Raw genomic sequence first — 13,564 nt, 5'->3', positions numbered from 1 at the left:
AGCAGGAACAGCAGGAACAGCAGGAACAGCAGGAACAGCAGGAACAGCAGGGGAGTTTTCATGCCAGAGCAGTTGACACCGGGCGAGGCCAAGCCTCGCGATATCTACATCTTCGCGCCGTCGGGCTATGCGCAGGATCCCGACGCGCCGCCGCGCGCGGTCGCGCGGCTGACCGCGCTCGGTCATCGGGTCGATAACGTGGCAGCCACGGAGCGCCGTTTCGAACGCTTCGCCGGCACCGATGCGGAGCGGGCCGCCGACCTGAACCGGCTGGCCGATCCGCGCCGCGCGCTGCCGGACATCGCGCTGGCGCTGCGCGGCGGTTACGGCGCCCAGCGCCTGCTGCACGGCCTGGACTATGGCGCGCTTGGCGAACGTCTGCGCGACCAGCCGTTTGCGCTGGTCGGGCACAGCGACGTGACGGCGCTGCAACTCGCGCTGTATGCGCAAGCCGGCATCAAGACCTTCGGCGGCCCGATGCTGCACGGCGACTTCGGTGCCGAGACGTTGAACGAATCGGCCATGCGCCAGTTCTGGGGCATTCTCGGGCAGCCCACCTACACGGTGACCGGCACCGAGCCGCGCCAGCCCGATGTCGACGTGAGCGGCACGCTGTGGGGCGGCAACCTGGCCATGCTGGTTTCGACGATCGGCACGCCGTTCATGCCGAAGATCGATGGTGGCATCCTGTTTGTCGAGGATGTGGCCGAGCAGCCGTTCCGCCTGGAGCGCATGCTCTACCAGTTGCACCTGGCCGGTGTGCTGCAGCGGCAGCGGGCCTTGCTGGTCGGCCGCTTCACCCAGTGGCGGGAAACGGCCTATGACAACGGCTACGACGTGGCGTCCGCGCTGCGGCAGATCGGTGACGTGAGCGGCATCCCGATCGTCACCGGCCTCGACTTCGGCCATGTGCCGAGTTTGCTGACACTGCCATTCGGCGGCGACGCGGTGCTGCGCGCGGGCGCGCACGATGCGCGCGGCGCCTTCACGCTGACGCTGTCGGGCTACCCGACGTTGCGCTGACGAATTTTTCGGAACAAGGACGCGGGTCGCCGGTGCGGCGTCCCGCTCATCTCAAGAGGAAACACAGGTGCTGTCCACTGCCAACATCACAATGCAGTTCGGGCCCAAGCCGCTTTTCGAGAACATCTCGGTAAAGTTCGGCGACGGTAATCGCTATGGCCTGATCGGCGCGAACGGTTGCGGCAAGTCGACCTTCATGAAGATCCTCGGCGGCGACCTCGAACCGAGCGGCGGCAACGTCATGCTCGACCCGAACGTGCGTCTGGGCAAGCTGAAGCAGGACCAGTTCGCCTACGAGGAATTGCGCGTCCTCGACGTGGTGCTGATGGGTCACGTCGAGATGTGGCAGGCCATGAGCGAACGCGACGCGATCTACGCCAACCCGGAGGCGACCGACGACGACTACATGCGGGCGGCCGACCTGGAGGCGAAGTTTGCCGAATACGACGGCTACACGGCCGAAGCGCGCGCCGGTGAACTGCTGCTGGGCGTCGGCATCCCGATCGAACAGCACCAGGGACCGATGAGCGCGGTCGCGCCCGGCTGGAAGCTGCGCGTTCTGCTTGCCCAGGCGCTGTTCTCGAACCCCGATGTCCTGCTGCTCGACGAGCCGACCAACAACCTGGACATCAACACGATCCGCTGGCTCGAGAACGTGTTGAACCAGCGCGACTCGACGATGATCATCATCTCGCACGATCGCCACTTCCTGAACCAGGTCTGCACGCACATGGCGGACATGGACTACGGCACGCTGAAGGTCTATCCGGGCAACTACGACGAGTACATGGAAGCGTCGACGGCGGCGCGCGAGCGCCTGCTCAGCGCGAACGCGAAGGCCAAGGAACGGATTGCCGAGCTGCAGGAGTTCGTGCGCCGCTTCTCGGCGAACAAGTCCAAGGCGAGCCAGGCGACCAGCCGCCGCAAGCAGATCGACAAGATCAAGATCGAGGACGTCAAGCCGTCCTCGCGCCAGCACCCGTTCATCCGCTTCGAGTTCGAGAAGAAGCTGCACAATCTGGCGGTCACCGGCGAGGCGCTGAGCAAGCGCTATGACCGCCCGATCTTCGAGCGCCTCGACCTGACGGTGCAGGCCGGCGAGAAGGTCGCGATCATCGGCGAGAACGGGGCGGGCAAGACCACGCTGCTGCGCGCGCTGCTTGGCGACCTGCCGCTCGACGCGGGCAGCCTGAAGTGGGCCGAGAACGCGAGCGTCGGTTACATGCCGCAGGACACCACCGAGGCCTTCCCGAAGGACACGACGCTCACCGAGTGGATCAGCCAGTTCGCGCAGGAAGGCGACGACGATCAGGTGCTGCGTGGCACGCTGGGCCGTCTGCTGTTCGGCAGCGACGACATCGGCAAGTCGGTGCGTGTGCTGTCCGGTGGCGAGAAGGGCCGAATGATCTGGGGCAAGCTGATGCTCGGCCGCCACAACGTCCTGATGATGGACGAGCCGACCAACCACATGGACATGGAGTCGATCGAGTCGCTGCAGGCCGCGCTCGACCGCTTCCCGGGCACGCTGGTGTTCGTCTCGCACGACCGCGAGTTCGTCAGCGGTCTGGCGCGCCGCATCATCGAAGTCCGCAACGACGGCACGGTCGTCGACTACCGCGGTACCTACGAGGAATACCTGCAGTCGCAGGGCATCAACTGACCGCGCCGGCCGGGCCGCCCGCGAGCGGTGGCCCGGCCGCGCCCGGTCCTGCCGCTACGTCAGGTGTTCCAGCGCCCAGACCGCCGCCTCCACGCGGGAGCGCAGCTTCAGTTTCTGCAGCAGATTCTTCATGTGGACCTTGACGGTGCCCTCGGTGATGCCGAGCCGGGCGCCGATCACCTTGTTGCTGTTGCCTGCCATCACCATCCGCAGCACCTGCCGTTCGCGCTCGGTCAGTTCCTGCTGGGTTGCCGGCCGCGGCGCGCGTAGCCCCTGCGCAAGCACTTTCGCCAGCGACGGGCTGACCACCAGTTCGCCACGCAGCGCATTGCGAATCTCCCGCACCAGGTGTTCCGGCTCCATGTCCTTCAGCAGATAGCCGTCGGCACCCAGCCTGAGCGCGTCATGGACGTCGTCTTCGGCATCGGAAACGGTAAACAGCAGCACTTTCCCGGCGTAGCCGTTCTGACGCAGGCGCCGCAGCGTCTCCACGCCGTTCAGGCGCGCCATATTGTTGTCGAGCAGGATCAACTGCGGCGCCAATTCATCGGCCAGCGCCAGCGCCGCCTCGCCGTCGCCCGCCTCGCCGCACACGCGCAGGTCGTCCTCCAGCTCGAGAAGCTGGCGTATGCCGCGGCGCATCATCGGATGGTCGTCGACCAGGAGAATGGTGTGGCGGTCGTCCGTCATGGCGGGTTCCGGAGGTCGGCGGTAGGGCGGTCGGCAGTCCGCAGGAAACGGGGGCCGAACGCAAGGCGCACGCGCGTGCCCGACGGCTGCCGTGCCGCGATGGCCAGCCGGGCGCCCAACGTGGCCGCGCGCTCGCGCATGATCGTCAGGCCGTGGTGGTGGCGTTGGTCGAAATCGTCGGACAGACCGACGCCGTCGTCCTCGATCTGAAGCACGAGTTCGGCGCCCACTTGTTCGAAGGTCACCCAGACGTGCGCCGCGCGCGCATGGGCGACGCAATTCGACAGCGCCTCGCGGAAGATCTGCAGCAGATGAATTTCCTCGGCACCCGACAGCGCAAACGCCAGCGGCCTGATCTGCGCCGTCACCGCGAAGCCGCCGCGGCGGCCGAATTCGTCGACCGCCTCGGCCAGCGCCTGGGCCAGCCCGCCCTCGTGGATCTTCAGTCGGAAGGTGACGAGCAATTCGCGCAACTGACGGTAAGCGTCGTTGAGCCCCTCGCGGATTTCGTCGGACACCGTTTGCAACGCCGTCTCGTCATCGCCGCGCCGGATCATGCTCTGCAGGCGCGCAACCTGCAGCTTGATATAGGCCAGCGCCTGGGCGAGGGAGTCGTGCAGCTCACGCGCGATGATCGCCCGCTCCTCGAAAAGAATCAACTGGTGCTCCTGCAGCCGGCGTCGCTCCAACGAGAAGGCCGTACCGATTAGGTCGGCGAGGGCCTGGATCAGCTCGCGTTCCCAGCGCCGGGGCGGCTGACGCTCGGTGAAGCAGGCCAACAGTTCGCCGACCTCGCGCTTCTGACTCGATATCGCATAAACCAGTAGCGCCGGCGCCGCGGACGCGTCGCCCGGCGCGCCAGCGCTGCCGTCGCCCGAGCCGGGGCTGGCCCGGGGTGCCCGGCCGTGGATCACGATCGGTATGTCGTCCTTGCCGTTGCCGTGCAGCCGCAGGCTCAGACCGAATCCCGGCAGATGCAGTTGGAAGCTGTCGAGCAGCGTCTGGAAGAAGCCCGCGTCGGCCGGCTCGGCAGCGATGCCGCGGCCACTCCGGTAGAGCAATTGCAATGCTGCGTTGGCGCGCGCGAGATGTTCGGTTTCCGCTGCGACGCGCTGTTCCAGTGTGCGGTGCGACGTTTCGATTGCCTCGGCCATCGCATTGAATCCCTGGGCAACCTGGCCCAGTTCGTCACTCGACGCATAGCGGATTCGGGCGCGATGGTCGCCGTTGCGAAAGCGTCGCGTGACCCGCAGCAGTTCGTGCAACGGTGCCAGCACCCCGGCGTGCAATTGATGCAGGCCGAGCAGAAGGATGATCACGGTGGCGACAAGAGCACAACCCTGGATCGTCTGCTGCCACTGTTGTTTGCGTTCGCTGCGTCGTTGCAACTGCAGCACGAAGTCGTCCAGCTGCGCGACGAAGTCGTCGGCGTTGTCCTGGTAGGTCGCCGTGTCGTTGCCGATCAGCGCCGGCGCAAGCTGCTCGTGCCAACGTCGCACCAGTCCCGCATAGGCACGGTCCAGCGGCGCGTCCGCTTGGCCGTCCAGCACGGATCGCAGCGCAGTGCCTTCCAGGCGCGCCTCGAAGTCGTCGCGCAGCGCCGCCATCTCCCGTGGCGGGAGGTGCTGGTCCAGGCGCCAGCTCAAGCGGTAGGTTGCCATTCGCAACGAGCCTGCCGTGTTGATCGCGGCCGCGTCGCCAGCGCTGAACCACGCGATCGCCGCGCCGCTGAACGCGCTCGATAGCGCGAGCAGGGCGATCACGCTGACTGCGAGGCCTGCCCGGAACAGGATCGACCGGCCCAACCACCCTCTCATCTTCGTCCTACTCCTAAATAATCGCCGGCCCGAACGGCGTTGCCGCGCGGGCGTCCCACGCATGATAAGGCACTGAGCCGCATGGAATTTCTTCAGTGCTGCCACTACCTCCAACGAGGTAGGGGCAGGAACGCGCGCGGGGGGGCGGCCCACCACGTCTTGATGCAGGTCAATCGGCGAAAAGCCCGGCCCCTTAGTGTACGAATCAAGTCGTTACGTTGGACAGCGCATCATGGCAACACGCAAGACCGCACAATATTTCGTGCTCGGCATCAGCACCACCGCCTTCACCATCTGCTTCATGACGTGGATGATGTTCGCCGTGCTGGGCGTGCCGATCAAACAGTTGCTGCAATTGAGCGAAACCGAGTTCGGCCTGCTTGCCGCGGCGCCGGTCTTGACCGGTTCGCTGGTCCGGCTGCCGCTCGGCATGGTGGCCGATCGCTTCGGCGGGCGCCCGGTCTTCTTCTTCCTGATGCTGGCGTGCGTGCTGCCAGTCTATCTGGTTGGCGAAGCCACTCGCTACTGGCAGTTCCTGACGCTGGGCCTGCTGCTCGGACTTGCTGGCGGCTCCTTCTCGGTTGGTATCGCTTATGTCGCGAAGTGCTTCGACAGCGCGGATCAAGGCCTCGCGATGGGCATCTTCGGCGCCGGCAACGCTGGCTCCGCGCTCACCAAGTTCACCGCGCCCGCGATCATCGCCGTCGGCACCTGGCAACTCGTTCCCAAGGTCTACGCCGCGACGCTGCTGATCGCCGCGCTTGCGTTCTGGTGCCTGACGCCGGGGCGCGGGGCACAGCGCACGCAGGGCGTGCGCAACGGTCCGGATGCAGGGCAGGGTGCGACGTTGCGCGCGCAGCTCGCGCTGCTGCGCGACCCCGCCGTGTGGCGGTACAGCCAGTACTACTCGATCGTGTTTGGCGGCTATGTCGCGCTGGCGCTGTGGATGACGCAGTACTACGTTCAGGAGTACGGCATGTCGTTGCGGACGGCCGCGCTGCTGGCGACCTGCTTTTCGCTGCCCGGCGGCGTGTTGCGCGCCGTTGGCGGCTGGGCGTCCGACCGTTGGGGTGCCCAGTCCGTCACCTGGTGGGTGCTCTGGGTGGCCTGGGCCTGCCTGTTCCTGCTGTCGTATCCGCCTTCGCACGTCAGCATCGCGACCGTCGACGGTTCGCTGGGCTTCACCATCCGCCTCGATGCGATGGCCTTCACCGCGCTGATTTTCGTGCTCGGCACCGCCTTTGCATTCGGCAAGGCCTCGGTGCTCAAGTACGTGGCCGACGACTATCCCACCAGCATCGGCGTCGTGTCGGGCATCGTCGGCCTGGCCGGCGGTCTGGGCGGCTTCGTCCTGCCGATCCTGTTCGGCATGCTGGTCGACCTGACCGGCGTGCGTTCCTCCTGTTTCATGCTGCTGTACGGCGTGGTGTCCGTCTCGCTCGCCTGGATGTACCTCGGCGAGATCCGCCGTACCGCCGTCCTGGGACGCGCCGTTGGCGCCGCATCCCCATCCCCGTCGAAAGGAGATTCACGACATGACTAGCGCAAAAGCCGCAGGTAGGCAGATGCCGCTCGCCCCGCGCGGGCCATTGATCAATGACTGGCGGCCCGAGGATGCGCAGTTCTGGGCCAGTACCGGGCGACGCGTCGCGACCCGCAACCTGTGGATTTCGATCCCGGCGCTGCTGCTGGCGTTCGCGGTATGGTCACTGTTCAGCGTGGTTGCCGTCCGTTTGAACAGTGCCGGGTTTCGGTTCACCGACCAGCAGTTGTTCCTGCTCGCCGCGCTGCCGTCATTGTCGGGCGCGACGCTGCGCATCTTCTTCTCGTTCGCGGTGCCGGTGTTCGGTGGACGCCGCTGGACCGCCCTGAGCACCGCCGCGCTGCTGGTGCCGTGCGTCTGGCTCGGCGTGGCCGTACAGAATCCGCACACCCCGTACGGGGTGTTCCTGGCAATCGCGTTGCTGTGCGGCATCGGCGGCGGCAACTTCGCATCGAGCATGTGCAACATCAGCTTCTTCTTTCCGAAGGACCAGCAGGGCACGGCCTTGGGCCTGAATGCCGGGCTCGGCAATGTCGGTGTGTCGCTGCTGCAGTTCGTCGCGCCGCTCGTCGCCGGCATCGCGGTGTACGGCGCGTGGGGCGGCGCGGCACAGCACGGTGCCACCGGCGAAGCCGTGTGGCTGCAGAACGCCGGCTTGGTCTGGGTGCCGCTGCTCGCCGTCGTTGCGCTGCTCGCCTGGTTCGGCATGAACGACCTGGCCAGCGCGCGCGCCTCGCTCGCCGAGCAGGCGGTGATCTTCAAGCGCAAGCACAACTGGGTGATGTGCTGGCTCTACCTCGGCACGTTCGGTTCCTTCATCGGCTTTTCGGCGGCGTTCTCGATGCTGAGCAAGACACAGTTTCCAGCCATCAATCCGCTGCAGTACGCGTTCATCGGCCCGCTGGTGGGTGCGCTGAGCCGTCCGCTCGGCGGCTGGCTGGCGGACCGTTTCGGCGGCGCCGTGATCAGCCTGTGGAACTACGTGGTAATGGCGGCGCTGATCGGGGCGGTGCTGGTGTTCCTGCCGCACGGCGCTGCCGCCGGCAATTTCTGGGGCTTCCTCGGCGCGTTCGTGTTGCTGTTCTTCTTTGCCGGGCTCGGCAACGGGTCCACCTTCCGCATGATCCCGGTCATCTTCCGCACCGAATGGAACCGGCGCGCGGCACGCGGCGAGGCGAGCGCCGAGCAGGCAATGCGCGAGGCCGGCAAGGAAGCGGCGGCCGTGGTCGGCTTCAGCTCGGCAGTCGGCGCGTTCGGCGGTTTCTTCATCCCGCAGGCGTTCGGCCTGTCGCTGTCGGTCAGCGGCAGCGCCGAGGGTGCGTTGTTCGCGTTCGTCGCCTATTACGCCACGTGCGTGGCGGCGACATGGTGGTGGTACGCCCGCCGGCGCGCCGAGGTGCGTTGCTGAGCCCGTCTTAGCGAACCGTCCCCGCAGCACACCTGCTGACGGTGCGACCGCACGGGCGGCGCATCGCAGCGAGCGAGCCGGCGCCAGTCCGGCACAAGGAAAACATCATGAGCCATCTGCTCGATCAATTGCGCTTCTTCACCCGCAAGCAGGGCGAATTCGCCGACGGTCACGGCGAGACGCGCCAGGAATCCCGCGACTGGGAGAATGTGTACCGGTCGCGTTGGCAATACGACAAGATCGTGCGCTCCACGCATGGCGTGAACTGCACCGGCTCGTGCTCGTGGAAGATATACGTGAAGAACGGTCTGATCACCTGGGAGACGCAGCAGACCGACTATCCGCGCACCCGCGCCGATCTGCCGAATCACGAGCCGCGCGGCTGCCCGCGCGGTGCCAGCTACAGCTGGTACATCTACAGCGCGAACCGGCTCAAGTATCCAAAGATCCGCAAGCCGCTGCTCAAGTTGTGGCGCGAGGCGCGCCGCACGCACGCGGACCCGGTGCTGGCATGGGCCAGCATCGTCGAAGACCCCGTCAAGGCGCAGTCGTACAAGCGCGCGCGCGGCCTCGGTGGTTTCATCCGATCGAGCTGGGACGAAGCCAACGAGATCATCGCCGCGGCCAACGTCTACACGGTCAAGCAGTACGGCCCCGACCGCGTGGTCGGCTTCTCGCCGATTCCCGCGATGTCGATGGTCAGCTATGCGGCGGGCAGCCGCTATCTGTCGCTGATCGGCGGCGTGTGCCTGTCGTTCTACGACTGGTATTGCGATCTGCCACCAGCCTCGCCGCAGATCTGGGGCGAACAGACGGACGTGCCGGAATCGGCCGACTGGTACAACGCGGCGTACATCCTGGCATGGGGTTCGAACGTGCCGCAGACGCGCACGCCCGATGCGCATTTCTTTACCGAGGTGCGCTACAAGGGCACGAAGACGGTCGCGATCACGCCGGACTACGCCGAGGTGGCGAAGCTGACCGATCTCTGGTTGAACCCGAAGCAGGGCACCGATGCCGCGCTGGCGCTCGCGTTCACGCACGTGATCTTCAAGGAGTTCCACCTCGACCGGCCGAGCGCGTATTTCCGCGATTACGTGAAGCGCTATACGGACCTGCCGATGCTGGTCACCCTTGCCGAGATCGATGGCGGCCTGCGCGCCGAGCGCTTCCTGCGCGCGTCCGACCTCGCCGGCAATCTCGGGCAGGACAACAACCCGGACTGGAAGACGATCGCGCTCGACAGCCGCTCCGGCGAGCTGGTCTCGCCGCAGGGCGCGATCGGCTATCGCTGGGGCGAGACAGGCAAGTGGAACATCGAGGCGCGGGAAGGCGGCGCGAGCCGCGAGACCGACCTCGCGCTCAGCCTGATCGACGGCGGGGAAACCGCCGATGTCGCCTATCCGTACTTCGGCGGGCAGACGCACGAGCATTTCGAGCACGTTGCCGGCGACGCGGTCCAGTTCCGCCGACTTCCCGTGCGCACGATCACGCTCGCCGACGGCAGCACGGTGCGGGTGGCCACCGTCTTCGACCTGATGGCGGGCAGCCTCGCGATCGACCGCGGGCTGGGCGGTGCGAACGTTGCCGCGGACTACGACGACGCGACTGTGCCGGGTACGCCGGCATGGCAGGAGCGCATCACCGGCGTGAGCCGCGACAAGGTCATCATGGTCGCGCGCGAGTTCGCCGAAACCGCCGACAAGACGCAGGGGCGCGCGATGATCATCATCGGCGCCGCGGTCAACCACTGGTATCACATGGACATGAACTACCGCGGCGCGGTGAACATGCTCATGTTGTGCGGCTGCATCGGCAAGAGCGGCGGCGGCTGGGCGCACTACGTCGGACAGGAAAAGCTCCGCCCCCAGACCGGCTGGCTGCCGCTGGCGTTCGGGCTGGACTGGAGCCGGCCGCCGCGGCAGATGAACGGCACCAGCTTCTTCTACAACCACAGCTCGCAGTGGCGCCACGAGAAGATGAGCGCGCACGAGATCCTGTCGCCGCTGGCCGACAAGTCGCGCTTCCCGGAGCACATGCTCGACTACAACATCCGGGCGGAACGGGCCGGCTGGCTGCCGAGCGCGCCGCAGCTCGACCGCAATCCGTTGCAGATCACCCGCGATGCGGCGGCGGCGGGCATGAGCAGCAGGGACTATGTCGTGAAGTCGCTGCAGGACGGCACGCTGCGCTTCGCCTGCGAACAGCCCGACAAGCCGGCCAACTTCCCGCGCAACCTGTTCATCTGGCGCTCGAACCTGCTCGGGTCGTCCGGCAAGGGCCACGAGTACATGCTGAAGTACCTGCTCGGCACCCGCAACGGCGTGATGAACGAGGATCTCGGCCGGCAGGCGGACGGCGTCAAGCCGAGCGAGGCGGAGTGGCTAGAGGAAGGCGCGATCGGCAAGCTGGACCTGGTCACCACGCTCGATTTCCGGATGTCGTCGACCTGCGTGTATTCGGACATCGTACTGCCGACCGCGACCTGGTACGAGAAGGACGACATGAACACGTCGGACATGCATCCGTTCATCCATCCGCTCTCGGCGGCCATCGACCCCGCATGGGAGTCGCGCTCCGACTGGGAGATCTACAAGGGCATCGCGCGCACCTTCTCCGAACTTGCGGAGGGGCATCTGGGTATCGAGTCGGACCTGGTCACCCAGCCGATGCAACACGACACACCCGGCGAACTCGCCCAGCCGTTCGGCGGAATGGATTGGAAGACCGCCGGCGAGCCGCCGCAGCCTGGCCGGAACTGTCCGAACATGGTCGTGGTGGAGCGCGACTATCCGAACATCTATCGGAAGTTCACTTCGCTCGGTCCGCTGCTCGACACGCTCGGCAACGGTGGCAAGGGCATCAACTGGAACACCCGTGACGAGGTCGCGCTGCTCGGCGACATCAACTACCGGGTGCGCGATGTGGGCGTGAGCGAGGGGCGGCCGAAGATCGAGTCGGCCATCGATGCCGCCGAGGTGATCCTGTCGCTGGCGCCCGAGACCAATGGGCATGTTGCAGTGAAGGCCTGGCAGGCGCTCTCGGCGATGACCGGGCGCGACCACACCCACCTGGCCCGATCCTCCGAACACGAGGCGATCCGCTTCCGCGACATCCAGGCCCAGCCGCGCAAGATCATTTCCAGTCCGACCTGGTCTGGCATCGAGAGCGAGCATGTGAGCTACAACGCCGGCTACACGAACGTGCACGAGCTGATTCCATGGCGCACGCTGACCGGTCGCCAGCAGTTCTACCAGGACCATCCGTGGATGCAGGCGTTCGGCGAGCAACTGATGAGCTATCGCCCACCGGTGGCTACACGCTCGACCGAGCACATTTCGGGACGCAAGCCGAACGGTCAGCCGGAGCTGGTGCTGAACTGGATCACGCCGCATCAGAAGTGGGGCATCCACAGCACGTACAGCGACAACCTGCTGATGCTCACGCTGAGCCGTGGCGGTCCGATCGTCTGGCTGTCGGAGCGCGATGCGCAGCGCGCCGGCATCGAGGACAACGACTGGATCGAGGCGTTCAACGGGAACGGCGCGCTGACCGCGCGCGCGGTGGTGAGTCAGCGGATCAAGGAAGGCATGGTCGTCATGTACCACGCACAGGAGCGGATCGTGAACGTGCCGGGCGCCGAGACCACCGGCAACCGCGGCGGCCACCACAACTCCGTCACGCGCGTGGTGCTGAAGCCGACGCACATGATCGGCGGTTACGCGCAGCAGAGTTACGGCTTCAACTACTACGGCACGGTGGGCTGCAATCGCGACGAGTTCGTCGTGGTCCGCAAGATGGCGCGCGTCGACTGGCTCGACGGCACCGACGGCGACGCGTTGCCGCGCCCATTGCCCACTGACATCGAGTAAGGAGCGCGATCATGAAAATTCGCTCGCAAGTCGGCATGGTTTTGAACCTCGACAAATGCATCGGCTGCCACACCTGCTCGGTGACCTGCAAGAACGTCTGGACCAGCCGGGAGGGCATGGAGTACGCGTGGTTCAACAATGTCGAGTCCAAGCCCGGCATCGGCTATCCGAAGGCCTGGGAAGACCAGGGCAAGTGGCACGGCGGCTGGGTTCGCCACGCCGACGGCGCGATCCGGCCGCGCATCGGCGGCAAGTTCCGCGTGCTGGCCAACATCTTCGCCAATCCCGATCTGCCGTCCATCGATGACTACTACGAGCCGTTCGATTTCGACTATCAGCAGCTGCACACCGCGCCGCTCGGTCAGCATCAGCCGGTGGCGCGGCCACGCTCGGCGATCTCCGGCGAACGCATGGAGAAGATCGAGTGGGGCCCCAACTGGGAGGAAATTCTCGGCGGCGAGTTCGCCAAGCGACGCCGCGACAGCAATTTCGAGAAGGTGCAGGCCGACATCTACGGCGAGTACGAGAACACCTTCATGATGTACCTGCCGCGGCTGTGCGAACACTGCCTGAACCCGGCGTGCGCGGCATCGTGCCCGAGCGGCGCGATCTACAAGCGCGAGGAGGACGGCATCGTGCTGATCGATCAGGAGAAGTGTCGCGGCTGGCGCATGTGCATCAGCGGCTGTCCGTACAAGAAGATCTATTACAACTGGAAGAGCGGCAAGTCCGAGAAGTGCATCTTCTGCTATCCACGCGTGGAGGCCGGCATGCCGACCGTCTGCGCGGAAACCTGCGTCGGCCGCATCCGCTATCTGGGCGTGCTGCTCTACGACGCGGACCGCATCCGCGAGGTTGCCGCCACCGAGAGCACGCAGGACCTGTACGAGAAACAGCTGGAAATCTTTCTCGATCCATTCGATCCCGAGGTCATCGCCCAGGCGCGCCGGGACGGCATCGACGACTCGGTGATCGCGGCCGCGCAGGCCTCGCCGGTGTACAAGCTGGCAGTGGACTGGCGACTGGCGCTGCCGCTGCATCCGGAGTACCGCACCTTGCCGATGGTTTGGTACGTGCCGCCGCTGTCGCCGATCCAGAACGCGGCCGCCACCGGCCAGGTCGCGATGGCCGGCGGCCTGCCCGATGTCGACAGCCTGCGCATTCCGCTGCGCTACCTGGCCAACCTGCTGACTGCCGGCGACGAGCGGCCAGTGCGCCTGGCGCTCAAGCGCCTGCTGGCGATGCGCGCCTACAAGCGTGCGCAGCAGGTCGACGGCGTGCGCGATCTGGCCGTGCTCGACGATGTCGGCTTGAGCGAGGCGCAAGTGGAGGACATGTATCGCTATCTCGCGATCGCGAACTACGAGGATCGCTACGTGATACCGAGCGCGCATCGGGAGGAAGCGGCGAGTGATGCGTTTGCCGTGCGCTCCGGCTGCGGCTTCAGTTTCGGCAGCGGCTGCAGCGGCACTTCGGAGGTAAACATGTTCGGCGCGCGCAAGGCCACGCGCCGCGATGCCGTCAAGACCGTCCAACTGTGGGAGGAATGAG

The 13,564-nt window shown here is 66.2% G+C and carries 9 protein-coding genes; 7 read left to right on the top strand and 2 right to left on the bottom strand.

What is annotated here, in order from left to right:
• From BLU54_RS24580 to BLU54_RS18140, 3 genes are all read left to right on the top strand, one after another.
• On the top strand, positions 1-76 hold a 76-nt coding region (locus BLU54_RS24580), incomplete at its 5' end, for a hypothetical protein (RefSeq protein WP_211435380.1).
• A complete protein-coding gene (gene ldcA, locus BLU54_RS23850; RefSeq protein ID WP_170845220.1) occupies positions 61-1,023 on the top strand; it encodes a muramoyltetrapeptide carboxypeptidase in 963 nt (320 codons plus the stop codon). The genes BLU54_RS24580 and ldcA, both read left to right, overlap by 16 nt.
• Before the next feature lie 67 nt (positions 1,024-1,090).
• Positions 1,091-2,683: an ABC-F family ATPase gene (locus BLU54_RS18140; RefSeq protein ID WP_091911571.1), complete on the top strand. Its 1,593-nt coding sequence runs from the start codon at positions 1,091-1,093 to the stop codon at positions 2,681-2,683.
• A 54-nt stretch (positions 2,684-2,737) separates the two neighbouring features.
• Here the strand turns inward: BLU54_RS18140 and narL are convergent, their stop codons facing one another.
• Both narL and BLU54_RS18130 read right to left on the bottom strand, forming a co-directional pair.
• Positions 2,738-3,373, bottom strand: coding sequence for a two-component system response regulator NarL (narL, locus tag BLU54_RS18135; protein WP_091911568.1), 636 nt, complete (start codon positions 3,371-3,373; stop codon positions 2,738-2,740).
• Positions 3,370-5,190, bottom strand: a complete 1,821-nt coding sequence (locus tag BLU54_RS18130; RefSeq protein WP_091911566.1) for a histidine kinase — start codon at positions 5,188-5,190, stop codon at positions 3,370-3,372. The genes narL and BLU54_RS18130 overlap by 4 nt, the downstream gene beginning before the upstream one ends.
• A gap of 232 nt (positions 5,191-5,422) precedes the next feature.
• On the opposite strand from BLU54_RS18130, the gene BLU54_RS18125 reads away from it, so the two are divergent.
• From BLU54_RS18125 to narH, 4 genes are all read left to right on the top strand, one after another.
• A complete protein-coding gene (locus tag BLU54_RS18125; protein ID WP_091911563.1) occupies positions 5,423-6,733 on the top strand; it encodes an MFS transporter in 1,311 nt (436 codons plus the stop codon).
• Positions 6,726-8,141: a NarK family nitrate/nitrite MFS transporter gene (locus tag BLU54_RS18120; RefSeq protein WP_211435373.1), complete on the top strand. Its 1,416-nt coding sequence runs from the start codon at positions 6,726-6,728 to the stop codon at positions 8,139-8,141. Before BLU54_RS18125 ends, BLU54_RS18120 begins: the two co-directional genes overlap by 8 nt.
• A gap of 107 nt (positions 8,142-8,248) precedes the next feature.
• Positions 8,249-12,013, top strand: coding sequence for a nitrate reductase subunit alpha (locus BLU54_RS18115; protein WP_091911785.1), 3,765 nt, complete (start codon positions 8,249-8,251; stop codon positions 12,011-12,013).
• A gap of 11 nt (positions 12,014-12,024) precedes the next feature.
• On the top strand, positions 12,025-13,563 hold the full coding sequence (gene narH / locus BLU54_RS18110; protein WP_091911558.1) for a nitrate reductase subunit beta: 1,539 nt from the start codon (positions 12,025-12,027) through the stop codon (positions 13,561-13,563).
• Position 13,564 lies beyond the last annotated feature (1 nt).

This window comes from Chitinasiproducens palmae, assembly GCF_900095735.1.
Classification (GTDB): Bacteria; Pseudomonadota; Gammaproteobacteria; order Burkholderiales; family Burkholderiaceae; genus Chitinasiproducens; species Chitinasiproducens palmae.
The sequence above is the reverse complement of the archived record's forward strand: the minus strand, read 5'-3'. Positions and strand labels throughout refer to the sequence as shown.